19 protein-coding genes are annotated in these 25,038 nt (G+C 39.1%); 10 read left to right on the plus strand and 9 right to left on the minus strand.

The window, feature by feature from the left end; genetic code table 11:
• From adeK to sdsA, 6 genes are all read right to left on the minus strand, one after another.
• Positions 1–1,458 (minus strand): multidrug efflux RND transporter AdeIJK outer membrane channel subunit AdeK, encoded by a 1,458-nt coding sequence (gene adeK, locus HX129_RS05880; protein ID WP_130073049.1) that lies wholly within the window; start codon positions 1,456–1,458, stop codon positions 1–3.
• On the minus strand, positions 1,458–4,637 hold the full coding sequence (gene adeJ / locus HX129_RS05885) for a multidrug efflux RND transporter permease subunit AdeJ (RefSeq protein ID WP_286436050.1): 3,180 nt from the start codon (positions 4,635–4,637) through the stop codon (positions 1,458–1,460). Before adeJ ends, adeK begins: the two co-directional genes overlap by 1 nt.
• 12 nt (positions 4,638–4,649) lie before the next feature.
• Positions 4,650–5,918: an efflux RND transporter periplasmic adaptor subunit gene (locus HX129_RS05890; protein ID WP_130072956.1), complete on the minus strand. Its 1,269-nt coding sequence runs from the start codon at positions 5,916–5,918 to the stop codon at positions 4,650–4,652.
• The gene (locus HX129_RS05895; RefSeq protein WP_286436051.1) at positions 5,918–6,559 is read right to left on the minus strand and encodes a phosphatase PAP2 family protein; all 642 of its coding nucleotides are present in this window, start codon (positions 6,557–6,559) and stop codon (positions 5,918–5,920) included. The genes HX129_RS05890 and HX129_RS05895 overlap by 1 nt, the downstream gene beginning before the upstream one ends.
• Positions 6,560–6,721: 162 nt before the next feature.
• On the minus strand, positions 6,722–8,773 hold the full coding sequence (locus tag HX129_RS05900; RefSeq protein ID WP_180046234.1) for a site-specific recombinase: 2,052 nt from the start codon (positions 8,771–8,773) through the stop codon (positions 6,722–6,724).
• A gap of 20 nt (positions 8,774–8,793) precedes the next feature.
• The gene (gene sdsA, locus HX129_RS05905) at positions 8,794–9,777 is read right to left on the minus strand and encodes an All-trans-nonaprenyl-diphosphate synthase (RefSeq protein ID WP_286436052.1); all 984 of its coding nucleotides are present in this window, start codon (positions 9,775–9,777) and stop codon (positions 8,794–8,796) included.
• Positions 9,778–10,206: 429 nt separating this feature from the next.
• On the opposite strand from sdsA, the gene rplU reads away from it, so the two are divergent.
• The 10 genes from rplU to HX129_RS05955 all read left to right on the plus strand — a co-directional run bounded on the left by rplU (position 10,207) and on the right by HX129_RS05955 (position 20,723).
• Positions 10,207–10,518: a 50S ribosomal protein L21 gene (gene rplU, locus HX129_RS05910; RefSeq protein ID WP_010113102.1), complete on the plus strand. Its 312-nt coding sequence runs from the start codon at positions 10,207–10,209 to the stop codon at positions 10,516–10,518.
• A gap of 19 nt (positions 10,519–10,537) precedes the next feature.
• A complete protein-coding gene (gene rpmA / locus HX129_RS05915; RefSeq protein WP_130072953.1) occupies positions 10,538–10,792 on the plus strand; it encodes a 50S ribosomal protein L27 in 255 nt (84 codons plus the stop codon).
• A gap of 219 nt (positions 10,793–11,011) precedes the next feature.
• Positions 11,012–11,710, plus strand: a complete 699-nt coding sequence (gene lolA, locus HX129_RS05920) for an outer membrane lipoprotein periplasmic chaperone LolA (protein ID WP_286436053.1) — start codon at positions 11,012–11,014, stop codon at positions 11,708–11,710.
• 255 nt (positions 11,711–11,965) lie between these two features.
• On the plus strand, positions 11,966–12,664 hold the full coding sequence (locus tag HX129_RS05925) for a hypothetical protein (protein ID WP_286436054.1): 699 nt from the start codon (positions 11,966–11,968) through the stop codon (positions 12,662–12,664).
• A gap of 77 nt (positions 12,665–12,741) precedes the next feature.
• Positions 12,742–13,554 (plus strand): RsiV family protein, encoded by an 813-nt coding sequence (locus HX129_RS05930; protein WP_180044912.1) that lies wholly within the window; start codon positions 12,742–12,744, stop codon positions 13,552–13,554.
• Positions 13,555–13,669: 115 nt separating this feature from the next.
• Positions 13,670–14,941 (plus strand): serine--tRNA ligase, encoded by a 1,272-nt coding sequence (gene serS / locus HX129_RS05935; RefSeq protein WP_130072949.1) that lies wholly within the window; start codon positions 13,670–13,672, stop codon positions 14,939–14,941.
• Between the two features lie 106 nt (positions 14,942–15,047).
• A complete protein-coding gene (locus HX129_RS05940) occupies positions 15,048–17,930 on the plus strand; it encodes a UvrD-helicase domain-containing protein (protein WP_286436055.1) in 2,883 nt (960 codons plus the stop codon).
• An 11-nt stretch (positions 17,931–17,941) separates the two neighbouring features.
• On the plus strand, positions 17,942–19,315 hold the full coding sequence (gene cysG / locus HX129_RS05945; protein ID WP_286436056.1) for a siroheme synthase CysG: 1,374 nt from the start codon (positions 17,942–17,944) through the stop codon (positions 19,313–19,315).
• 35 nt (positions 19,316–19,350) lie between these two features.
• Positions 19,351–19,833: a tRNA (cytidine(34)-2'-O)-methyltransferase gene (locus HX129_RS05950; RefSeq protein ID WP_130072946.1), complete on the plus strand. Its 483-nt coding sequence runs from the start codon at positions 19,351–19,353 to the stop codon at positions 19,831–19,833.
• 197 nt (positions 19,834–20,030) lie between these two features.
• Positions 20,031–20,723, plus strand: coding sequence for an aspartate/glutamate racemase family protein (locus HX129_RS05955; protein ID WP_286436057.1), 693 nt, complete (start codon positions 20,031–20,033; stop codon positions 20,721–20,723).
• Between the two features lie 88 nt (positions 20,724–20,811).
• On the opposite strand, the gene HX129_RS05960 is transcribed toward HX129_RS05955, so the two are convergent.
• From HX129_RS05960 to HX129_RS05970, 3 genes are all read right to left on the minus strand, one after another.
• Positions 20,812–21,807: a Tim44 domain-containing protein gene (locus HX129_RS05960; protein WP_174493079.1), complete on the minus strand. Its 996-nt coding sequence runs from the start codon at positions 21,805–21,807 to the stop codon at positions 20,812–20,814.
• Between the two features lie 121 nt (positions 21,808–21,928).
• The gene (gene radA, locus HX129_RS05965) at positions 21,929–23,317 is read right to left on the minus strand and encodes a DNA repair protein RadA (protein WP_174493078.1); all 1,389 of its coding nucleotides are present in this window, start codon (positions 23,315–23,317) and stop codon (positions 21,929–21,931) included.
• 136 nt (positions 23,318–23,453) lie between these two features.
• A complete protein-coding gene (locus HX129_RS05970; protein WP_130072942.1) occupies positions 23,454–24,809 on the minus strand; it encodes an alanine/glycine:cation symporter family protein in 1,356 nt (451 codons plus the stop codon).
• Between the last annotated feature and the right edge of the window lie 229 nt (positions 24,810–25,038).

A 25,038-nucleotide genomic window follows, 5' to 3' on the forward strand; every position in this document is an offset into this window, starting at 1 on the left:
TTATTTGGTTGCTTGCTGTTGCTTGAGTTCAGCAGTAGAAGGCTGTACAACAATTTGATCAGATGTATTGGCTTTGACACCACCACCGAGAGATTTATATAACTCGACTTGGTTATTTAAGTTTGCTTGTTCTAACAATAATAAACCTTGTTCAGCTGCATAAGAACTACGCTGTGCATCTAATACGGTTAAGAAGCTATCAATACCTGCACGGAAACGTGCATTAGAAAGCTTATATGTGGTATTGGTTGCATCGACTAAACGGCGCTGTGCAGAAATACGATCACCAATATTTTGGCGAGTCGCTAATGCATCATTGACTTCACGGAAAGCAGATTGAATTGATTTTTCGTAATCAGATAAAGCAATTTCTTGATCTGTTTCCGAAATTTTAATGTTAGCTTTACGTGTACCCCAATCCCAAAGTGGAATATCTAAGCTTGGACCTAAAGACCAAACAAATGCGCCTGATTTAAATAAGTCACTTAAATCAGTTGAAGCATAACCTGCTGAACCCGTCAAACTAATGGTTGGGAATAAGCGTGCTTTTGCTGCACCAATATTTGCACCCATCGCAGAGAGTTTGTATTCAGCCGCACGAACATCAGGGCGGTTATGTAGCAAGTCACTTGGTAAGCCTGAAGCTAAAGCCGTGTTATTGGTGATCTTCGTTACACGTTGTGATGGCAATAAGTTGCTCGGTACTTGTTGACCAACCAAAAGATTGAGCAAGTTTTGTGCTTGTGCAATCTGTGTTTTATAGTTGGCAACATCATTCCGTGCAGTTTCTACCGACACTTGTGCTTGACGTACAGGCACTTCACTGTCAATCCCAACATCAAAACGTTTTTTGTTGAGATTATATGAATCAAGTTGTGCTTTTAAGGTTTGTTCAGCAAGTTTAAGTTGTGCATTGGCAAATGAATAATTCAGCCAAGCTTGTGCGACTTGACCAATTAAAGAGATTTGCGTTGCATCACGTGCACTTGCTGTCGCTAAATAACTGTCTAAAGCATTGTCTTTTAAACTACGAACACGTCCCCAGAAATCTAATTCATATGCAGTAACACCCAGACCAACATTATATGAAGTGACTGGTTTTTGAGTGTTCAATGTGTCCTGACGTAATATACCACCACTGGCACCAATCGTTGGAAGCTGATTGTTTTCAGTGATTTGATATTGTTGTTGTGCACGTTGAATGTTCAATGTCGCTGTACGTAAATCGCGGTTATTGGTTAAAGCAAGATCAATCACTTGCAGCAAACGTGGGTCTGCAAAAAAGTCTTTATAACCTTGTTCAGCAATAGAAGTACCTGATGCACTTTCAAGATAATTGGTCGGAATATTGGCTTGTACAACGGGCTCTGGGCCACGCATGCTTTGACATGCAGTCAAAGCAAGCGCAAGTGCAGATACCGCAATGCCACGACCTGAAATAGACCATAGATTTTGCATCACGATTTTTGCTCCTGAAGGTTTTGATTCTTAGGTTTGTATTTAAAGATACTACGGATCCAGACGAAGAATACAGGAATAAAGAAGATCCCTAGTAAGGTTGAGCTAATTACACCCCCCAATACACCATAACCGACTGAATGTTGGCTACCTGCACCAGCACCGCTTGCTAAAGCAAGTGGAAGTACACCAAAACCAAATGCCAATGTCGTCATGATAATTGGGCGTAAACGCATTTTTGCTGCATGTAATGTTGCATCAAATAGGTCTTCGCCTTTTTCTTGCAATTCCTTGGCAAATTCTACAATCAAGATCGCATTTTTTGCAGATAAACCGATGACTGCAATAATTGCCACTTGGAAGTAAATGTTATTTGAAAGGTTTGGATCACCTGAGAGCACCATACCTAACCAAGTTAAGCCCATTGCACCAACAACACCGAGTGGTACAACCAGTAATACTGAGAATGGAATTGACCAACTTTCATAAAGTGCTGCAAGACATAAGAATACGATGAGTAATGAAAGGGCATATAAGAATGGTGCTTGTGCGCCAGACTCACGTTCTTCTAAAGATAACCCTGTCCATTCATAGTCAAAACCTTGTAGACCCATTGATGGTAATTTGGCAATAATCTCTTCCATGGCTTGCATCGCATCGCCAGAACTTGTACCTGGTGCAGGTGTACCTTGGATATTCATTGATGAAATGCCATTGTAGCGTTCTAAGCGTGGTGAACCATATGTCCAAACCCCAGTTGCAAAACTTGAGAATGGAATCATTTCACCTTTATTATTGCGCACATACCATTTGTTCAAGTCCTCAGGCATCATACGCGCATTGGCTTCACCTTGAACATAGACTTTTTTCACACGACCACGGTCAATGAAGTCATTAATATAAGAACCACCCCAAGCCATACTCATCGTTGAGTTAATATCTGCAATACTTACACCCATTGCTCCAGCTTGTGCTTGGTCAATATTAATTTGGTACTGAGGAGTATCTTCCTGGCCGTTTGGACGCACGCCTATTAAGCGTTTGTCTTGTGCTGCCATACCTAAAATTGCATTACGTGCAGCAAGTAGTTGTTCGTGAGTTTGGCCAGCAGAAGCTTTTAACTGCAAATTAAAACCTGCAGTCACACCTAATTCAGGCATAGCTGGTAATTGTAGAGGCATCACATAAGATGCATCTTTAGCAATCATATTTAGCGCCATACCACGTTTGATGATTTCACCGATTTTTTGTTCAGGTGTTGTACGATCAGCCCAATCTTTCAGCTGAATAAATGCTAAACCTGCATTTTGACCGACACCTGTAAATGAGAAACCTGAAACGCTAAAAACCGATTCCACAGATTTTTTTTCATTTTCCATGAAATAGTGTGTCATTGTGTCGATGACTTTGTCAGTACGATCAAGTGTTGCATTTGGTGGTAATTGCACTAAAGTCATGACAACACCTTGGTCTTCTTCAGGTAAGAAAGACGAAGGCAACATTTTAAATAATACAACTAAAACCCCAATCACAGCAGCATAAACAATTCCTGAGAACAATTTATGATGTGTCATGAAGTTGACACCGCCTTTATACTTTTCAGCAGTACGATCAAAGGCATCGTTAAACCATCTAAAGAAGCGAGCAAAAATATTATTGCTTGGCTTTTTATGTGGATCATGCTGTTTTAGAATCGTCGCACACAATGCAGGTGTGAAGGTTAAGGCAACGATCAATGATAAAATCATTGCAGTTACAAGGGTAATGGAGAACTGACGGTAAATTACCCCTGTTGTCCCTCCAAAGAACGCCATTGGAACGAATACAGCAGTTAATACTGAGGTGATCCCGATTAATGCTCCTGAAATCTGTTTCATTGAAATTTCAGTTGCTGCAACAGGATCAAGATGATCCTCAACCATAACACGTTCGACGTTTTCAACCACAACGATGGCATCATCGACCAATAGACCAATGGCAAGTACCATTGCAAACATGGTGAGGGTATTGATTGAGAAGCCAAAGACGTTAATCACTGCGAATGTACCGAGTACAACCACAGGTACAGCCATTGTTGGAATGATCGTTGCACGCCAGTTCTGTAAGAATAAGAACATGACGAAGAATACAAGGATAACTGCTTCAATCAAAGTATGTACAACACTTTCGATTGATAATTTAATAAATGGTGTTGTATCAAAAGCCAACTTATCCTTCATGCCAACAGGAAAGTTTTTACGCAATTCAACCATACGTGCTTCAACAGCTTTTGCTGTATCTAGAGCATTAGCACCAGTTGCGAGTTTAATTGCTACGCCACCTGCAGGTTTACCATTGAATTTCGAGTCAAACTGATAATTATCAGCACCCAATTCAACCCGTGCTACATCACCTAAACGTACCTGAGCACCATCACTCGTATTACGTAGGAAGATGTTTTTAAATTGTTCTGGGGTAGTCAACATACTCTGTGCATTGACAGTTGCATTGAGCACTTGACCCTCAATCGATGGTGCGCCACCCAACTGACCTACAGCCACTTGTGAGTTTTGGGTACGAATTGCTGCTGCAACATCAGATGGGGTAATACCGAAGCTAGTCAATTTAGCAGGGTCTAACCAAATACGCATGGCATAAGAACCACCAAAGACTTGAACTTCACCTACACCAGCTACACGACTTAAAGGTTCAGAAATATTTGAATTAACATAATCCTTAATGTCATTTGCAGAGAGCGAGCTATCTGGCGAGTAAAATGCCAATACTTGTAAGAAGCTTGCACCAGACTTTGTAACCTTTACCCCTTGACGTTGAACATCTTCAGGTAAAAGAGCTGTAGCTGATTGCAATTTATTTTGAACTTGAACTTGGGCAATATCAGGATCAATCCCTTGTTCAAAGTTTAATTGGATCGATGCTTGACCATTCCCCGCACTGTTTGAGGAGATATAGCGTAAGCCATCGAGACCATTCATTTGTTGTTCAATAATCTGTGTAACCGTGTTTTCAACAGTCGCAGCAGATGCACCCGGATAAGTTGCAGAAATTGTAACTGTCGGAGGTGCAATTGTCGGATATTGTGCAATAGGCATTTTGGTTAGCGTGAGAATCCCCGCCAGCATAATGACTAATGCAATCACCCATGCAAAGATTGGGCGATGAATAAAAAATTGAGCCATTCAGTCTACCCCTTATGCATTTGAAGTAGCTTTGTGTTCAGTTGCTTTATCTTGCTGAGCAGGTTGTGCTCCACCTGTTTTTTGTTGAGTCGCAGGTGTTGCACCTTGAGGTGCAGCAGCTTGTGGTTGATAAGGTTTAGCAACAACTTGTTGTTCAGCTTTTACTTTGGCTATTCCATCTACAATGACTTTATCACCAGTGTTTAAACCTTGTGTCACGATCCAGTTTTGACCTTGTACACCTGCAGTCGTGATCGGACGTGCTTCAACAACACCTTTTGCATTCACTAACATCGCCATTGCTTGACCTGTTGGTGTGCGCGTGATAGCTGCTTGCGGAATCAAATACGCATTTGGAATCACCCCTTGTACGATTTGCGCGTTGGCAAACATGCCTGGAAGTAATAAATGATTTGGATTTGAGAATACTGCACGTAAAGTTACCGAACCTGTATCAGGGTTTACACTTGCGTCAGAAAATGCAAGATTACCTTCAATTGGATAAGTGCTGCCATCTTCAAGCTTCAAACGTACTTTGGTGTTATTGCTACGATCAATACTGCCTTGAGCCAATTGTTGACGTAGACGTAATAATTCAGCACTTGATTGATTAATGTCGACATAAATTGGGTCAAGTTGTTGAATTGTTACCAAAGCATTGGCTTGGCTTGCAGTCACTAAAGCCCCTGCGGTTACACTTGAGCGTCCAGATTGACCAGAGATTGGTGAACGAACAGTTGAATAACCCAAGTCAATTTGTGCATTTTTTACTGCAGCATTTGATGCAGCAATATCTGCTTCAGCGAGTTTAATCTGTGCTAATAAATCGTCATATTCTTGTTTAGAAACGGCATTAATACCAACAAGTTGACGATAACGATTGGCTTTTACTTGTAGCGCATTTAAGTTGGCTTGTTGACGTACTAAAGCTGCTTTTGCACTGTCTAAATTTGCACGGTTGCTACTCGAGTCAATTTCATACAAAGGTTGACCTTCACGGACAAAACTACCTTCAGTAAACAAGCGTTTTAAAATTACACCACTGGTTTGCGGACGAACTTCTGATACTTGGTATGCAGATGTACGACCTGATAACTCAACAGTTTGTTCTACACTTTGTGGTTGAGCAACAATGACACCAACTTCTGTCGGCGGCATTTTTTGGGCAGCAGCGCCACCTTGCTGTGCATCTTTGGGATCTTTGCTACAACCCACAAGTGCAAGACTTGTTGCTAAAGCACAAGCAGTAAGGGCAGGAGCCCAAAGCTTTGCCGACATCATCATTCCACCTCGTTTAGATTTTTATCTAAAAATAATTTGTTCGTATTCAACATGTATTTCGAAAACAAGTACCAAATGAGAGAAACCCATAATAAACCGATACTCCAACCTGCAAGCACATCAGTTAAAAAATGAGCACCCACATACACTCTTGAAATTCCCATACTCAGACACCATAAATAAGCGAAACTCATCAATAATTTAGCTTGTGTGTGTCGAAAAAATATAAAAATAATTAAACAAGCAATTACAGCAGCATAGATGCTGTGCGCACTAGGAAAAGATGCACCATAGGTTTGCACCATTTGGTAAACCGCTTCAGGTCGAGGGCGATGGATACAAGCTTTTAATATCCAACCAATACCCGAAGCCCCTAATAGGCTTACACTAATCAATGTAACATTTGCATATTTTTTTAAATATGCTTGCTGCAGGCAACATATTCCGCATAGTAATAACATGACAGGCAAACCACCTATATAAGATAAGGTGATCGAAACATGATCAAAAAAATCCGTACGATGCAAACTTATCCAATGTAGTATGCTTTGATCAAGTTGTTGTATATAAGAAATATTTAATCCAATATAACTTATACTATATCCAATACAGCCAAGGACGAATAGAAGGATATAAGGCATATTGGATGACCTTGCTAAGATTAATCACACATGTTGAGATTAAATAGTGTGCTAAAGTGTACTAGTCAGTACACTTTTTTTCAAGTCACTATAAATGAGTAATTTATAGTAATTTCTTTTTTTTAAAGTTTTAATCATTTGCACAAAATGATAACAATTTAACTAATGATTACTTTGATGTCCTGTAGAAGAGTGCTCCTCTACTTGTAGAGGTTGTTTCGGTGGCCAAAAGAAATCGAGTGGGCGAGTGAAAAAGTGAGTAAAGACTAATTTTGCCAAAGGTTTCCACTGTTCGAAACGGACTTGTCGTGCGCGTAGTGCCACAATGATGGTTAAGCTAAAACTCACGAATAAGTTGGTGATCCCGATCAGTAATACACCCAAGAAAGAAATAATAATCAGCCCAATGTCTGGTGAGCCATTGATACACATTAAACCTTGCATAAAATTGGCTGATGCAAAGGCAATATGACGAATATCGAGCGGTAAACCTAAAATAAAACCAATCGTTCCCATGCTGCCGAGCATAATTCCAAACAAAAAATTACCACCTAAAGCACCGAGATTACGTTCAATATAGTCTGCAAATTGATCGAGTTTGGCTTGACCTAACCAATTTTTTAATTTTGGATGTGCTTTTAAACGTGGACCAACCTTACGATAAATTGCCATATTGTCAAAATATCCAGCGATTAACCCAGATAAAAATAAACATACTCCTGCAATGGCTGCATGAGGTATTGCCAAGGAGGTAAAAGGATTTAAGCTATGTAACAGCGTTGTAGCTTTAGCATGTGTGAGCAAAGGTTCATGCATCGAGACTTGCCAAAGCCATGTGATTAGCGCGGCTGTCGGAATAGCAATGGAGATATTCCCCAAAATGGCAATAAACTGAGTGCGGATAATATTAATAATCAATCCTGCAAGCTCGGCAATTTGCGCCGTTTTTGACCCTTTTCGATGCTGAACGGTAGATGCGAGTGCTGCTGCAGTCATAGCGGGTTGTTTGGTCGCAACTGTGAAATGCAAGACATGAATGAACATAAAGCCTAAGGCATAATTCATACTGTAGATAAAGGCATGTAAAAATGGCGCTAAGATCAAACGTGCGCTGAGAATCTTCAGTGTTGCCATTGTGGCAATGATCACGCCTGCACCCGCAGCCGCTTTATACATGGCTAAAAAGCCTTTTTTGTCCGTACTTACATAGTGCTCGCCCGTTTTGCTGGCATTTTCGGTCACTTGTAGGGCGATCAGTTCACTGTTGGTTCTGAGTAAATGACGTACACTGGTTTCATTATAATTGGCATGTACGAGGTCAATGAGCAACTCGCCACACGAAAGTGCACGTACCTTGTTTTCTTCAACGATGAGGTTGAGTAAAATTTCCACACGATCTAGACATTGTTCAAGTAAAGACAATAAATACGTCAAGCTTAAACTTACCCCAATGCGTTTAGTGGCACGGCGAATTTTTAACACCACATCACGACATTGTTCGATCATAACCAAAGCTTGATCAGCATCTGGTGGTGGGGTAACAGCAATATCATCAGCATTACGATATTGCTTTTTGTAGGCATTAATAAAGTCTACAATTTCACGATTTTGTACCAAAAAGGGTGATTCATATTCACTCAGTTCAGGATAAGCATTAATAAACTCAGGATATAACCCAATACCACTAATCCGATAGGACAGTACTGTGATAGCTGTGATCATTTCCCGTTTTACATTCAGTTCTGCTTGTGGAAAATGTCCTTGAGTTAAAATCAGAAAAAGCTGATTCCATTGCTCATCTTTAATATGTTCGAGCCAATAACGATCAGTCCGCTGATGAAAAACATTGCCCACCAAATCTCGTAAGTCTGTTTCATCACGAAGTAGAGGAAGAAAATAAGCACCCACACGCTGTGCAAGCTGATTCCAAAAACCATCAAGCGATAAAATACCGCTGTCTGCATATAAGCTGGCTTGTTTATGTTGATTAATTATTTTGAGTAAATAACCTTGAACATTCAAAGCTGCAGTGGGGGTAATCAGCAAAGCTTGAATCAATGTTTGAACATTTTGTTGGGTTTGTTCGATATCGTGACTGTCAGAAGGACGAATACGATTAATCAATTCAATCAGAAGAAATTCGCTAGGAATAGCTTGAGGGGATTCAAGCTGTTCCTGCATTTTTAGGAAAATATCATTAAATTTTATATGCATAAGCAAATTGTAAGTTGAGTTTATTGAATTCTATGCAACGCCAATTGTGCCAAATTAAATAAAGCTTGACGATAAACACTCTCAGGTAACTGTTCTAAAGCACGTATCGCGGTTTGCGTTTCTTCAGTCGCGCGTTGACGACAATAATCAAGCGCACCAGAATTTTGTACAATTTGAATCACTTCAGTTAAATGTTCTGTTCCACCCGTGGCAATACTCTTACGCACAATCTCATGCTGCTCACCTGTGGTATTTTGTAAAGCAGAGATTAAAGGTAAAGTGGGCTTACCTTCCATTAAATCATCACCAATATTTTTACCTAATGTTTCAGCGTCAGAGGTGTAATCTAAAATATCGTCAATAATTTGGAAAGCATTGCCAAAGTGACCAGCAAATAAACGTAATGGTTCACGGTACTCAGGTTTGCCTGCTAAAATTGCTGCACCTTCGGTCGCTAGTTCAAATAAGCGCGAAGTTTTACCATGAATAATATCAAGATAGGTTTGTTCGCTTGTTTCTGGTTGGTGTTGTGCTTGCAGTTGTAATACTTCACCTTCAGCAATTTCACATGTACCTGTCGAAAAGTCTTTCAACAAAGTCATATTGTCTAAATCTACCAATAAGTCAAACGCACGAGAAATGAGAAAGTCCCCAACTAAAACGGCAGTTTGATTATTCCACGTTGCATTTGCCGTTGGGCGACCACGTCTTAGACCAGATTCATCGACAACATCATCATGTACCAAAGTTGCGGTATGGAGCATTTCGATAATCGCAGCAAGTTTACGATATTGATCCATCTCAGCATCTAATACGCCACATGCTTTTGCAGCAAGTAGACACATAATTGGACGCATACGTTTACCGCCTGCTTCAACCACATGTTTACTGACCGCCATCACCAAAGCAACTTTTGACGTAATCCCTTCATTGATAAATGTATCCATCGCTGCAAAGTCAGTAGCAACAGGCGCGAGAATATCTTGCTTAAAGTCGATGGTCATGTGAAGGAAACCTCATACAAATGCATTTTTAAGTGACTAGTGTAAACAATTAATAACGATCAATGTTACTTAAGAAAACAGACATTGTACTGAATCTTAATGAAATGTTCTTAATTTGTCCAAAATATGATGTTGATTAAGTCTTTGTGTAGTCGTTCTTTTGCGCTCCATACTAACGGAATTCGTTTTAAAATCTATTTCAATTTTTGTAAATTTGAAAATAAACCATATAAATTCAATCCCTCAACCTTAATAGTTAAGTTTTTATTTGAATATTTTACATACAACTTGAATATTTAACGGAAATGGCTTGTTGTTTGCTTTATTATCCCTTAAAATCTTTGCCCTTGTATAACCCCCAGTAGCGTTCGTTATAAGATCGAAATATTCCTTTTTCGGCACGACGATACGGGCAAGTTGGAGTACATTATGTACGCAGTAATCCAAAGCGGTGGTAAACAGCACCGTGTTGTTGAGGGTGAAACCCTTAAAGTTGAATTGTTGAAAGCTGAAACTGGCGCAACGATTACATTTGACGATGTATTAATGGTTGTGAATGGCGAAAGCATTCAAATCGGTGCTCCAGTTGTTGCTGGCGCAAAAGTAACTGCAGAAGTGGTTGGTCATGGTCGTCACGACAAAATCCGTATTGTTAAAATGCGTCGTCGTAAACATTACCGTAAACAACAAGGTCACCGTCAATGGTTCACTGAGTTGAAAATTACTGCGATTGCAGGCTAATCACTAGGAGTAAGTAGACATGGCAACTAAAAAAGCCGGTGGTTCGACACGAAATGGTCGTGATTCAAACCCTAAAATGTTAGGTGTTAAAATGTACGGTGGTCAAGCTGTGACTGCTGGTAACATTATTGTTCGTCAACGTGGTACTGAATTCCACGCGGGTACAAACGTAGGTATGGGCCGTGACCATACTTTATTTGCTACTGCTGACGGCATTATCAAATTTGAAGTGAAAGGTCAGTTTGGCCGTCGCTATGTATCTGTTGAAGCGTAAGTTTTAACTGTACAGAAAAGACCCGCTTTATTGCGGGTTTTTTTATGCTCTAAAATAGTGAAAGTGCAAAGAAAATCTTCATCATGATGAATGAATTTCTACAAATTATGCTAATAACAATACAAAACTTCTTATTTTCTCTAATATTAGCTCTAAAATTTGGTTTATGATAAATCATCTAACAAATTGCTATAGTGCAAATATATAAAAGGTGAACATATGAATATGCTTCGTAAAACCATGAGTGCAGTCGCAATCAGTGCAGCGCTACTTGCACCTGCAATGATGAGCACAACAGTTTTTGCTGCAACCGCCGCAACGGAGCAACAAGCAACCAATAACTTGGTGAAACAATTGAGCGGTATCCAAAGTTTATCAGCAAACTTTGAGCAAACCACTAAAGCGACAAGCGGTAGTAAAGTCGCTCAACAGAAAGGTTTGTCTGCACAACACATGAACCAAACCTTTAAAGGGGTAATGAAAGTTGCACGTCCTGGTAAGTTCTATTGGGAAACAACGTCACCTGCAAAACAAACCATTGCAACGACGGGTAAAATGGTGTGGATCTATGACCCTGACTTACAGCAAGCTGTGCGTCAAAGCTTAGATGAGCAAGTGGCAAATACCCCAGCATTGTTGCTTTCAGGGAATACTGCGCAAATTCAAAAAGCTTATCGTATTACCCAACCTGACCGTACAAAAACTTATTATACGTTGTTCCCTAAAGACAAAGAGGGTGCATTCCAAAGTTTAACCATTAGTTTTGCTGCAAACAAAGCACCTAGTCTTATGATTTTAAAAGATTCTTTAGGTCAAACCACTTATGTGAAGTTTAATAATGTGAAGCTCAATCCATCATTACCTGCATCAACATTTAATTTTGCACCACCCAAAGGTACAGATATTATTGACCAATAAAATAGAACTGATGAATAGATCTTTGCAACAAGAAAGCAGCTTTCGAGCTGCTTTTTTTATGGTTATGATAGAGTGCTTTTATGATAAAAAAATTAAATAATGAAAAATTTTAAACATGCATTACATGAACAAAAGTTAGTACATCCTTTTGATTTAAGTGCGGATTTATTTTTTTGTTGGTAGATGAGAACTTCAAAATTTTTTTATCAAATAAATACACATGTTTGGTGGAAGTAAAATAACAGGAAAAGCCTTATGACTAGACATATGCATAATCCCTTTAGACATGAAGATGGGGCTCAAGTTTATGATCTTTCAGCAGAGATGTTCTTCTGTTTGCTTCAGCTCTATCGTGATTTTTCTAAAAAACAGGCAGGCTTTGAACTGACACACTATTATGAAATTTATTTACAAGTTTATCAAAATACAAGAGTATTAACTGCTCTATTCACCCCAAAATCCAATCTGAGTGCTTATTTAGAATCCTATCGTTTTGATTATGATATTGTCCATCAAAAACAGATTGATCATTTTCAACCGTCCTTTCAAGCCTTACCTGAGCCTTTGCATTTTTATCATTTTACGGATCACTTTTCTGATTTAATCATCCCTGCAACCATGTTAAAAAATTTATATTTAAGCTATCAAACATTTTTGCATCAAAATAAAACAGGTTTACCTTTGCGTTGGCATAGTTATAGTATGGCATTTTTAGGCAATGAGCCTTTAATGGCTGTGGCAATTTATCCTGCAAGTGATCCTGATCATTGGATGAATGGTACTTTAGGTGGTTTGGAAGGAAATGTAATTTATGATTTAAAACGAGACACGATTGTTAAATCTAATGTACGTATTTGGGGTGTGTTAAAAAACCGAAATGAAGATGAAGCAGCCGCACGCAAACGTGAAAATAAACGTTTAAACAAGAAATTAAGAAAGCAAAGTAGGCAATAATTACAATAATCAATTTCAATTTGGATGTTGTGGTTTTATGATACTTATATCGCAATACATGTTTGAAAGACCGCATCATGCAAGTACATTTAAAGAAAACGTTGGTTGCTTCTGCACTTCTATCTATTTTATTGGTGGTTTCAGGCTGCCAAGAAAAACCTGCTTCACAGGCAGAAGCAGCATCTGCACAACAAGCAAAAAAAATTGAAATTCCTTTGATTCAAGCAAAAATCGAGCGTGTAGAACTGCCTGAAAAACAATTTTGTGATGAAGATGGTTGTACTCAATATGATTTTCAAACGGTTAAAACGCAAGTCACATGGATTGATGATTATTTTTTAAATCGTATCAAAAAAGATGTTCCGAGTGCTTTTGAAAAACCAACCAAAGAGGCAACAGCAACAAGCAATGAGGCAGCAAGCCAAAAGGGATTAAGCCAAAGTTCAATTTATGTTCGTTTTATTTCTCAGCAGTATAATTTAGCAACTTTTATGATCCAGTCTTATACCTATGCAGCAGGTGCAGCGCATGGCATGTATCATAATGAATATGTCACTTTTGATTTATCCACCCAAAAGCGTTTGGCATTAACAGATATTTTAAAACCGAATGTCGAGGCTAAAGTGGCTGAACAATTGTATGATGCCAATGCAAACTGGTTGACGCAACATGACATTACCCGTGAAAAATTACAGCTTAGTGATAACTATTATTACGGCCCAAAAGGGATTGTTTTTGTTTATCCTTTATATGAATTAGCATCTTATGCAGAAGGGATGACAGAACTAACTTTACCTTATTTAAGTGCAAGAGATTTGGTCAAAGCTGAGTATTTACCAAGTTTACCTGTGATTGAAGCTGTCGCTGAAAAGCCTGTTGAGGCAGAATAAGCTCATTTTTCAACACAATATTTAAAATCTCTCCTGTGAATTTGCTCTGTCACTGTATTTTTTATGGTGAAGAGCTTACACTATAATCAGTTTTTTTCTCTTATTTAGATTGACTATGATCGACCCGAAATTAATCAGAAATAATATTGAGGCTGTAAATTTAGCCTTGGCAAAACGTGGTGTGCAACTCAATGTCGAGGAGTGGGCATCACTTGAAACTCGCCGTAAAGAAATTCAGTCCAAAACTGAAAATCTGCAAGCTGAGCGTAATTCGGGTGCAAAACAAGTTGGTCAAATCAAAAAAGCGGGCGGCGATGCTTCTGAAATCATGGCACGTATGTCTGCAATTGGTGATGAAATCAAAGCTGCGGAAGTTGAGCTGAACGAGTTACAAGCTGAACTTGATGCAAAATTGATGTCTATTCCAAACATGCCACATGAATCCGTGCCTGAAGGTAAAGATGAAAGCGACAATGTGGAAATCTTAAAATGGGGCACACCGCGTCAGTTTGACTTCGAGATCAAAGACCATACCGATCTGGGTGAAATGATGGGTGGTTTGGAATTTGAAACTGCAACTAAGCTTACAGGGACACGTTTTAGTGTATTAAAAGGTCCATTAGCGCGTTTACAACGAGCATTGACGCAATTTATGCTCGATACGCATACGCTGAAAAATGGCTATACCGAAGCTTATGTACCTTATTTGGTGAATGCTGATTCTTTACGTGGCACAGGTCAACTGCCTAAATTTGAAGAAGATTTATTCAAATTACAAGGTGAAAAGGAATACTACCTGATCCCAACAGCAGAAGTACCAGTGACTAACTTTGTGCGTGATGAAATCATTGATCCTGAACGTTTACCTTTAAAATATGCTGCGCATACGCCATGTTTCCGTAGTGAAGCGGGTTCTTATGGTCGTGATACCCGTGGTTTGATTCGTCAGCACCAATTCGATAAAGTTGAAATGGTTCAGATCGTTAAACCTGAAGATTCTATGCAGGCTTTAGAAGATTTAACTGGTCATGCAGAAGGCATTTTACAAGCTTTAGGTTTACCGTATCGTAAAATCGTACTATGTGGTGGTGACATGGGCTTTGGCGCATGTAAAACTTATGACTTAGAAGTTTGGGTACCTAGCCAAAATACTTATCGTGAAATTTCTTCATGTTCAAATATGTGGGACTTCCAAGCGCGTCGTATGAAAGCGCGTTATCGTACAGACCAAAAGAAAACAGAATTTGTGCATACGTTAAATGGTTCTGGTTTGGCTGTAGGTCGTACTTTACTTGCAGTGATGGAAAATTATCAACGTGCAGATGGTTCAATCGAAATTCCTGAAGTCTTACGTCCATATATGGGCGGGGTTAGCTTTATTGATTAATGATCATGTAAGCAAGCATGTTTGAAATGAAATAAGCCAAATTTGATATTTGGCTTATTTTTTATCATTAGTATAAATATTGAAATCAGTTGAGTTTGAATTTGAGATGGATGTCTTAATTTATAATGAATTAGCAAATCAAAAAATTATGGGTTTGGATAAACTTATTGCCTACTTGCAAGATGATAATTTTAAATCCGCAGAAGTTAAAAAAATTCAACCAAATTTATATCGTGCCAAACTGAACCGTAGCGATCGTATTTTATTTTCTGTTTATCAATATCAACAAAAAAATTATATTTTAATCTTAGAATATTTAAAAAATCATGATTATCAAGGCTCGCGGTTTTTAAATGAAGATGTTCAAATCAATGAAGCTGAAATTCCTGATGTTGAATCTATCGATGAAATGGAAGCACAGGAACAATTGGTGTATATCAATGCCAATAACCCCAATTTTGTCTATTTAAACAAATTTATTTCATTTGATGATGTGCAGCAGCATATTTATAAACAATATCCGCCTTTGGTGATTATTGGTTCAGCAGGTAGCGGTAAAACCGCGATTTTATTGGAAAAAATGAAGCAGTTGGAAGGGCAGATTTTATATGTCACTTTATCTTCATTTTTGGTGAAAAACTCACGTGAGTTATATTATTCTGACCAATATTATAATGATCGACAATTGGTCGATTTTTACTCCTATCAGGATTTTATTGAAAGTATAGCAATTCCTGAACATGCTTTTGCTGATATTGAATTTTTTAGAACATGGTATAAAAAACATTATAAAAATAGCTTCAATGCACACAGTATTTATGAAGAATTTAAAGGTGTATTGACAGGTGCAATGACAGATCAGGCTTATTTGTCTGAACAGGATTATTTAAATCTAGGCATTAAGCAATCGATATTCAGTGTCGAGGAAAGAACTGAAGTTTATCGAATTTTTCAGCACTATTTAACTGAACTTAAGAAAAATAATTTATCTGATATTAATATTTTAAGCTTTGAATATCTGCAAAAAGTCAAACCCGCTTATGATTATGTGGTGATTGACGAAGTACAGGATATTACTGCGATCCAACTCTATTTGATTTTAAATAGTCTGAGTGATAAAGGATTATTTTTAATGTGTGGAGATGCCAATCAAATTGTGCATCCAAATTTTTTCTCTTGGGCAAAGGTAAAAAGTTTGTTTCATCGTCATGAAGAACTGCATCATGGCATGGAAATCACCCATATATTGCAACACAATTATCGTAATGCGCAGCGAATTACCGAAATTTCCAATCGGGTATTATTGTTAAAAAATGCTCGATTTGGCTCGATTGATAAAGAAAGTCATTATTTAGTGCGAAGTAATGCAGATATACAGGGCGGTGTTTATTTTTTAAAAAATCGACCTGAAATTTTACATGAGCTAGATCAAAAAACTGCGGTATCCACACAGTTTGCGGTCATCGTGATGCATGAAGAACAAAAGAAAACCGCACAGCGGGTTTTTAAAACGCCCTTGGTCTTTTCGATTCAGGAAGCCAAAGGCTTAGAGTACCAAAACATTATTTTATATAATTTTGTCAGTCAGTCTGCCGCACATTTTAATGAAATATGCGGTGAGATTTCATTGCAGGATCTGCAAAGTGATTTTGTCTATGCACGTAATAAAGACAAAGCGGATAAATCACTTGAAATCTATAAATTTTATATCAATGCTCTATATGTTGGATTAACACGTGCAATGTCCAATATTTATTGGGTGGAACAGCAAGATCAACATCAGATTTTTCATTTGCTGGGTATGGATCAGGCTGCGGAAGTACTTGATTTACAAGATCAACAGTCAAGCTTAAAAGAGTGGCAAAAAGAAGCGCAGAAGCTCGAACTGCAAGGTAAAAAAGAACAGGCAGAGCGGATTCGACGTGAGATTTTAAAAGAAGAATCACCGAATTGGGTAGTATTAAAAGACAGTGAACTGCGACATTTAGAACATCGGGCATTGCAAGACAAAGATAAAAAATCTCAATTGGCTTTATTTGAATATGCCGTGGTTTATCAGCATCAGGCGTATTTAATTCAATTGGCAAAAATTGGATTTAAGCCTGCAATCAGTGTCTTTAATATGCGTCATGAAGTGGTGGCACATAAAGCTGAGCAGGGTATTTTGTCTAAATATTATATGAATTATCAGGTGAAACATCCGACAGCATTGCTGAAAAAGATTGAAAAATTTGGCATTAATCATCGCAATGAATTTAATCAAACGCCATTAATGGCTGCTGTTTGGGTTGGTAACGGTGCATTTTATCAGCAGCTTTTACAAGATGGTGCTGATGTTGGATTATTAGATGGACATGGGTTAAATGTCTTACAAATTGCACTACAACGTGTCACTATTCAGCCTAAGTATGCAGCCAACTTGACTGACATTGCAGCATATTTACCGCAAGACAGCATTGTTTTACAAATCAGCCAACGCTTATTTAAACTAGAATCGCATGATGCTGAATATATGATTTTTCAACTGATGTACGTTATGAGTATGATTCAGGGTTATCAGCGTTATGCACATGATGAAAAAGGTTTTGATAGTGCTGTATTGTTGGAAAATCTAGAAAAAATATCTGGTACGTTATTTGCTAAAAAGAAATTAAAGCGAAGTTATATCAGTTCACTTTTGTCTAAAAATGAAACAACAGGCAGTGACAAATATAACAAGCACTTATTTATACGAACGGGACGTGGGCAATATTTGCTGAATCCTGAATTGGTCATCAAAGTCAATGGGGAGTGGCAGCCGATTTATCAGAGTATGAATGTGCAACGGGTTGATTTTTATATGGATGAACCCGAAGTACCTGAACTGGCAAATAATCAGCATTGGCAAGATAAGTTAAAACAGATCAATCAGTTTAATCGAAATCGTACATTGGCTTTTTTTGATGTTATTGGTCGTAAAGATGGTGCTAAAATTGAAACCGAATTGTAAAGGTGCATAGTGTGGATATTTTTCCAATTTCATTAAAATTACAGCAACAGCCCTGTTTGTTGGTGGGCGGTGGTCATATTGCCTATCGAAAAGCAGTACTTTTGGCAAAATCTGGGGCAATCATCCATGTGATCGCACCTGAAATTGAGCAAGATTTATTGCAAATTGTGCATGCAACTCAGGGGCAATATCATGCGGAAAAGTTTAATGCGCAGGTGAGTCTAAGCACTTATCGTTTGGTGATTGCTGCAACCAACGATAAAGCAGTCAATAAAGCGGTGTTTGAGGCATGTGAAGACCTTAATGTTTTGGTCAATAGTGTGGATGATCCACCGCATTGCCGTTTTATGGTGCCTGCAATGATCGATCGTTCACCGTTGGTGGTGTCGATTGCGACCAATGGTGCTTCGCCTGTGTTATCCCGTCAGATTCGTACCAAACTAGAAACTTTAATTCCACATGGTATGGGAAAACTTGCTGATTTTTCAGGAAAATGGCGTAAAGCAGTGAAAGAAAAAATTACCAATCCTGATGAACGTCGTATTTTTTGGGAAGATTTATATGCAAGTCCTCTGAAAGAGCAAGTTTTTAATGACAATCTGAATGAGGCGGATCATTTAATTGAGCAAGCATTAACTGAATGGCAAAAACCAAAAGGTGAAGTGTATCTCGTGGGTGCTGGACCAGGTGATCCCGAATTATTGACTTTAAAAGCATTGCGTTTAATGCAACAAGCTGATGTGGTGATTTATGATCGCTTGGTTTCACCTGCCATTATGGAACTGTGTCGCCGTGATGCAGAAAAAATCTATGTCGGTAAAGCTCGTTCAAATCATTCTGTACCCCAAGATGGGATCAATGCTTTGTTGGTCGCGTATGCTTCACAAGGTAAACGTGTTTGTCGTTTAAAAGGCGGTGACCCATTTATTTTTGGACGTGGTGGTGAAGAAATTCAAGAACTATTTGCGGCGGGCATCGCTTTCCAAGTTGTGCCAGGCATTACCGCAGCATCGGGCTGTTCGGCTTATGCAGGTATTCCATTGACCCATCGTGACTATGCACAAAGTGTTCGTTTTCTAACAGGACATCTCAAAGAGGGCTCACCTGAGTTGCCATGGCAAGAGTTGGTTTATGAAAATCAAACCTTAGTCTTGTATATGGGCTTGGTCGGTTTAGAGAAAATTTGTGAAAAACTCATCGCACATGGTCAGCGTGCTGATATGCCTGTGGCTTTAATTTCTAAAGGGACTACCCCTGAGCAAAAAGTCGTGATTGGAACTTTAGCAGACATTGCGTTCAAAGTAGAAGAATATCAAATTCAAGCACCAACCTTAACCATTATTGGTGAAGTGGTGAGTTTACGTGAACAGTTGCAGTGGCGATAACACTGTAACTTTTATTCAAAATAGGTCAATCTCCCGTGATACATGTTGTTTTATACGAACCTGAAATTCCTGCAAATACTGGGAATATTATCCGTTTATGTGCCAATACAGGTGCACAATTACATTTGGTTAAGCCTCTGGGATTTCAATTAGATGATAAAAAATTGCGCCGTGCGGGATTGGATTATCATGAATGGGCACATATGAAAGTATGGGAAAATTTTGAGCAATGTCTTGCGCATTTGGCTGAACAAGGTATTGAGCGTGATGCCATTTACCCATTAACCACGAAAGGTTTTGAAACGCCACATACTTCTGATTTAAACCGTCCAGTGGCTTTACTGATGGGACCAGAAACGCGTGGTTTGCCTGAAGACGTTCGTATGATGTTTCCCAAAGCGCATTGGATTCGTTTACCGATGGCACCAAATTCGCGCAGTTTGAATTTATCCAATGCGACTGCGGTAATTTTATATGAAGCATGGCGTCAGCAAGGTTTTCAAACCTTAACAGACTAGACGCAATTACATTATAAATGCTCATGAATATGGGCATTTTTTTATTGATATTAAGTAAAGTTCAAAAGAATAGAATGTGTTTATTAAATTGATATCAATGCTTTTTATCATATCGAAATCAACGATGATATTTTTGCATTTTTAAGCTGATGTGTGAACAATAAGAGCTCTAAACATAAATATATGATGACATTAAAATGAAAACGATCGGTCTTATTGGAGGCATGAGTTGGGAATCTTCAGCGCTTTATTATCAACAATTGAATCGTCAGATACAGCAACGTTATGGTGGTTTGCATTCTGCTCAAGTGATTTTAAATAGTGTTAATTTTCATGATATTGAAGTTTTGCAACGAGAAAATCGTTGGGATGAAGCAGGGCAATATTTGGCAAAAATTGCTGTGCAGTTAGAAGCTGCAGGTGCTGATATCATCGCCTTATGTACCAACACCATGCATAAAGTTGCAGCCGAGATAGAAAGTGCAATATATCGCCCGTTTTTGCATATTGCGGATGCCACCATTCAAGCGATTCAGCAACAGAAAATACAACGGGTTGGCTTGCTAGGTACAGCATTTACCATGCAACAAGATTTTTATAAAGGTCGATTGTTGGCACAAGGCATTGATGTGCAGACGCCAAGTGCTCATGATCAAATCATCATTCATGACGTGATTTATCATGAATTATGCCGTGGTCATGTCCTTGAATCTTCTAAACAACAATATTTAAATATTATTCAAGCCATGATCGAACAAGGTATAGAAGGTGTGATTTTAGGCTGTACTGAAATTGGTTTATTGATTCAACAGCAAGATCTAAACATTCCTGTATTTGACACCACACAAATCCATGTCAATGCTTTGGTTGATTTTGCTTTGTCATTGTAATCTTTTAATTCCTAGATTCAAAATTGATCGAAAATAAAAAACCAGTGACGAATCACTGGTTTTGATACATTCATGTTATTGAATGAAATTATGCTTGTTGAATACCCGCAACGAGCCAATCTTGTGTAGAACCCGCAGGTTTTACAAAATGCCAGATTTCTGTGAATGGAACAGGTTGACTGTTCAAATCTTCGCTTACTGTACCTGTAAAGCGTACACTCACGACATATTGACCATTTTCTGTCGCTGAATCAGTGACCATTGCATTTAAATTAGAAAACTCAGCAACATCTTGATCTTGGTTTGCCATGATATCGCTATACATAGACTGATAAAGATCAGGCGTTAAATAACGCTGAATTTCGTTAATATTGCTTGCAGTATTCATCGACTGAATATGGTTAAAACGTTGACGTGCAATACGTAAAAAGGCAGCAGGTTCAGTGCCATCTGGAAGTTGGTTGCCGCTTTGTGTTGATGCTGCACCAAAAGGCGCTTGTGTTGCAGTAGAACCACCTACAGATTGACCAAAGATATTGGTGTTATCACCATTTTGTGCTGTAGATGAGCGACCAAAAGGAGTTGAACTTGGGCCTGCATTATTAGGTGCATAAGGATTAGAGGCTGCTAATTTTTTTTTTGCACCAAATTTACGGAACAAGAAGAAAGCACCACCCGCAATCAGGATGAGCCAGATCCAACTTGGGATGCCGCCTTTTTCCTCTTCTTGCTGAGCCGCTGCTTGCTGTTTCGCTAATTCTGCGTCATTGGTCTGTGCTTGAGTATTGGCATTGTTGTCGTCTGCCATTGCGTTTGCAGCAACAGCTCCAATCGCAGCACCTGCTACACCAGCAGCAACCATTTTACCTACACCAGAACCAGATTTCTGTTGGGTATTTTGAGCAGGCATTGGTTGTTGTACAGGCGTAGCTTGTCGAGGTTGTGAGTAAGACTGACTTGGAGTAGCAGAGCGGCTCATACCATGACTTTTACCACCGCCTGCACGTTTAGCTTCCGCTAAAGGTGCAACCACCAATGCTGCCATCAGTACACCCGCCATTAAACCACGCTGTCGAACTTCCATTGAATTTTCCTACTAGAAATAATATGTTGATTGAACTTCTATATATGCAGCTTTTTCAGTGAAATTTCAAGAATGATTGCCATTTTTTTGCACAGTCATTCACATAAAGACAACGATTTCTTTAATTATGCTCATCACACAGTTGAATGGCTTCACTTAAAGCTTCATGTAAGCGAGCAACAGCAATGATTTGTACCCCAGCGATCGGTTTTTGTGGTGCATTGCCACGTGGCACAATGATGTATTTAAAACCATGTTTAATGGCTTCTTTTAAGCGTTCCTGACCATTGGGTACAGGACGTATCTCACCCGATAACCCGACCTCACCAAAGACAGCAAGCTGTTGGGGGAGTGCTTTAGAGCGTAAACTCGACGCACAGGCTAAAAGCACGGCTAAATCTGACCCTGTTTCCGTAATCTTTAAGCCGCCGACCACATTGACATAAACATCTTGTCCTGATGTTTGTACCCCACCATGACGATGCATCACGGCCAACAACATATTTAAACGGTTTTGTTCCAAACCTAAAGCAACACGGCGAGGTTGTCCATGTGCATCATCGACCAAAGCTTGTACCTCAACCAAAAGAGGACGTGTACCTTCACGGCTGATCATCACCACTGAACCGGGAATAGCTTCATCATAACGGCTCAAAAAAATGGCTGAGGGATTAGCCACTTCTTTTAAGCCTTTATCCGTCATGCCAAATACGCCCAGTTCATTGACCGCACCAAAACGGTTTTTTACGGCACGAATCATACGGTAGCGTGAGTCAGATTGTCCTTCAAAATACAAAACACAGTCGACCATGTGTTCTAAAACACGAGGCCCTGCAAGCGAACCTTCTTTGGTGACATGACCGACAATAAATAATGCAGTACCACTGTTTTTGGCAAAACGGGTTAAAAGCGCAGCCGACTCACGGATCTGGGAAACGCCGCCAGGTGCAGATTGTAAAGTTTCAGTATATAAGGTTTGGATCGAGTCTAAAATTGCAACGGATGGACGCAGTTGCGCCAAGGTTTCACAAATACGCTCTACACAGGTTTCCGCCATGACTTGCAGTTTATCAGTAGGTAGATCTAAACGGTTGGCACGTAATGCCACTTGTGACAAAGATTCTTCACCTGTGACATACAGTGCTGAGCTGTTGGCTGCTGCCATATAGGTTGCAGTTTGTAGCAAAATAGTGGATTTACCAATGCCAGGATCGCCGCCAATCAAGACCACAGAGCCTGTCACCAAGCCACCGCCAAGGACACGATCAAATTCACCAATTCCTGTTGCGAGACGAGTTTCAGTCGACACTGCAACTTTATTTAAGGTCGTCACATTCGCTGCTTGACCTGCATAGCCACCCCCCATAGGTTTGGCACGGTGTGATACCACAGGTTCTATACGCACTTCAGTCAAGCTATTCCATTCACCACAGTCAGAACATTGTCCTGACCATTTAGGATGATCTGTGCCACATTGTTCGCAACGATAGAGTGTTTTTGCTTTTGCCATAATTGTTTATATAATTTCAATTTTGTTTGGACTATACAATAAATTTGTTCATATCAGCAGATAGATATTAAAAAGAGCGACTGTTTAAGTCGCTCTGATCTCAAATTTGAATTAAATCCATAGATCTTCATTTATGTTAATACAATTCACCTGATTTACGTTTATCAAGGAAATCCTTAGTTTCTTTCACAATTACGCTTGAAAGTAATAATAAGGCAATTAAGTTTGGAATTGCCATTAGACCGTTAAAGGTATCTGCAAAGAGCCAGACTAAGTCAAGCGTTGCTACCGTTCCAATAAAGACTGTTGCGATATATATTAAACGGTAAATGAGGACAAATTTTTCACCTAATAAATAGGTCGCACACTTTTCACCATAATAACACCAGCCTAAAATGGTAGAGTAGGCAAAGAAAATAATCCCGAACGTTACCACCCAACCGCCAACCCCTGGTAGTAAACGATCAAAAATATGTGTAGTTAACACTGCACCTGTTTCTGTACCAAAAGTATTTCCAGCAACCAGATAACCCATGACTAAAACAATACCTGTGATACTACATACAATAATAGTGTCGATAAATGTACCCGTCATGGATACTAGGCCTTGACGAACAGGGTGATCCGTTTTCGCTGCGGCAGCTGCAATTGGTGCAGAACCCATACCTGCTTCATTGGAGAATACACCACGTGCTACACCATAACGGATCACAGCACCAATGGCGCCACCTGCAACTGCTTCACCTGTAAATGCATCTGTGAAAATTAATTTTAAAGCAGGTGTGACTAAATCTAGATTACTGAAGATAATTGCTAAGCCACCGAGTACGTAACCAATTGCCATAATTGGGACAATAAAGGATGCTGCTTTAGCAATCGACTTAATTCCGCCTAAAATCACCAAGGCTGAAAAGACAGTAATGATAATTCCTGTAACCCAGGTTTGAACTCCCATGCTATTTTCGACTGCAAGTGCAACGGTGTTTGACTGTACTGAACTACCAATACCAAAGGATGCGATTGTACCAAATAAAGCAAATAAAACAGCAAGCCATTTCCATTTTAGTCCACGTTCAATATAGTACATTGGGCCACCTGATTTTTGCCCATTCTCGTTGGTGACTCGATATTTAACTGCCAAGACACCTTCACCATATTTGGTAGCCATTCCTACTAAGGCAGTCATCCACATCCAAAAGACGGCACCTGGTCCACCGAGCACACATGCTGTGGCGACTCCAGCGATATTTCCTGTGCCAATAGTGGCAGAAAGAGCTGTCATTAAAGCACCAAACTGGGAAATATCGCCATCGCTACTTTTGGCTTTATCATGTCGTCCAAACACTTGTTTGAAGGCGAACGGAAGGAGTCTAAATTGTAAAAACATTAAGCGCAGAGTGAGAAAAATCCCCGTACCGACCAACAAAACAAGCATGTAGGGTCCCCAGACCCAACCGCTAAGTGTTTCCATCGCTGATTGTAAGTTTTGCATATTCGCTTCTTCTTTTTCCTGATCTGTTATTTACATAGCAATTAAGCAAATGCTATGCCATCCCTGTATTTATGTGTTTTTGGATTGTTTATTAATTCAATTGAAAATTGGTCTAATTATCAAAATGGGTAAACAAATCCATATTGTTTTTTCCAATGATTTCTTTTTTGACATAGATTTATTTAACTTACAAGTCATTTTCTATGTTTAACAATCAATAAAAATAGTT

This window comes from Acinetobacter sp. 251-1, from assembly GCF_030329305.1.
Lineage (GTDB): Bacteria > Pseudomonadota > Gammaproteobacteria > Pseudomonadales > Moraxellaceae > Acinetobacter > Acinetobacter piscicola_A.

Excerpts from the sequence above, each read along its gene's own strand:
- lolA (WP_286436053.1), top strand. The coding sequence starts at position 11,012 with ATGAATATGCTTCGTAAAACCATGAGTGCAGTCGCAATCAGTGCAGCG.
- adeJ (WP_286436050.1), bottom strand. The coding sequence starts at position 4,637 with ATGGCTCAATTTTTTATTCATCGCCCAATCTTTGCATGGGTGATTGCA.
- HX129_RS05900 (WP_180046234.1), bottom strand. The coding sequence starts at position 8,773 with ATGCATATAAAATTTAATGATATTTTCCTAAAAATGCAGGAACAGCTT.
- HX129_RS05960 (WP_174493079.1), bottom strand. The coding sequence starts at position 21,807 with ATGGAAGTTCGACAGCGTGGTTTAATGGCGGGTGTACTGATGGCAGCA.
- serS (WP_130072949.1), top strand. The coding sequence starts at position 13,670 with ATGATCGACCCGAAATTAATCAGAAATAATATTGAGGCTGTAAATTTA.
- HX129_RS05895 (WP_286436051.1), bottom strand. The coding sequence starts at position 6,559 with ATGCCTTATATCCTTCTATTCGTCCTTGGCTGTATTGGATATAGTATA.
- sdsA (WP_286436052.1), bottom strand. The coding sequence starts at position 9,777 with ATGACCATCGACTTTAAGCAAGATATTCTCGCGCCTGTTGCTACTGAC.
- HX129_RS05940 (WP_286436055.1), top strand. The coding sequence starts at position 15,048 with ATGGATGTCTTAATTTATAATGAATTAGCAAATCAAAAAATTATGGGT.
- HX129_RS05970 (WP_130072942.1), bottom strand. The coding sequence starts at position 24,809 with ATGCAAAACTTACAATCAGCGATGGAAACACTTAGCGGTTGGGTCTGG.
- radA (WP_174493078.1), bottom strand. The coding sequence starts at position 23,317 with ATGGCAAAAGCAAAAACACTCTATCGTTGCGAACAATGTGGCACAGAT.
- HX129_RS05925 (WP_286436054.1), top strand. The coding sequence starts at position 11,966 with ATGACTAGACATATGCATAATCCCTTTAGACATGAAGATGGGGCTCAA.
- HX129_RS05955 (WP_286436057.1), top strand. The coding sequence starts at position 20,031 with ATGAAAACGATCGGTCTTATTGGAGGCATGAGTTGGGAATCTTCAGCG.
- HX129_RS05890 (WP_130072956.1), bottom strand. The coding sequence starts at position 5,918 with ATGATGTCGGCAAAGCTTTGGGCTCCTGCCCTTACTGCTTGTGCTTTA.
- rpmA (WP_130072953.1), top strand. The coding sequence starts at position 10,538 with ATGGCAACTAAAAAAGCCGGTGGTTCGACACGAAATGGTCGTGATTCA.
- adeK (WP_130073049.1), bottom strand. The coding sequence starts at position 1,458 with ATGCAAAATCTATGGTCTATTTCAGGTCGTGGCATTGCGGTATCTGCA.
- HX129_RS05930 (WP_180044912.1), top strand. The coding sequence starts at position 12,742 with ATGCAAGTACATTTAAAGAAAACGTTGGTTGCTTCTGCACTTCTATCT.
- rplU (WP_010113102.1), top strand. The coding sequence starts at position 10,207 with ATGTACGCAGTAATCCAAAGCGGTGGTAAACAGCACCGTGTTGTTGAG.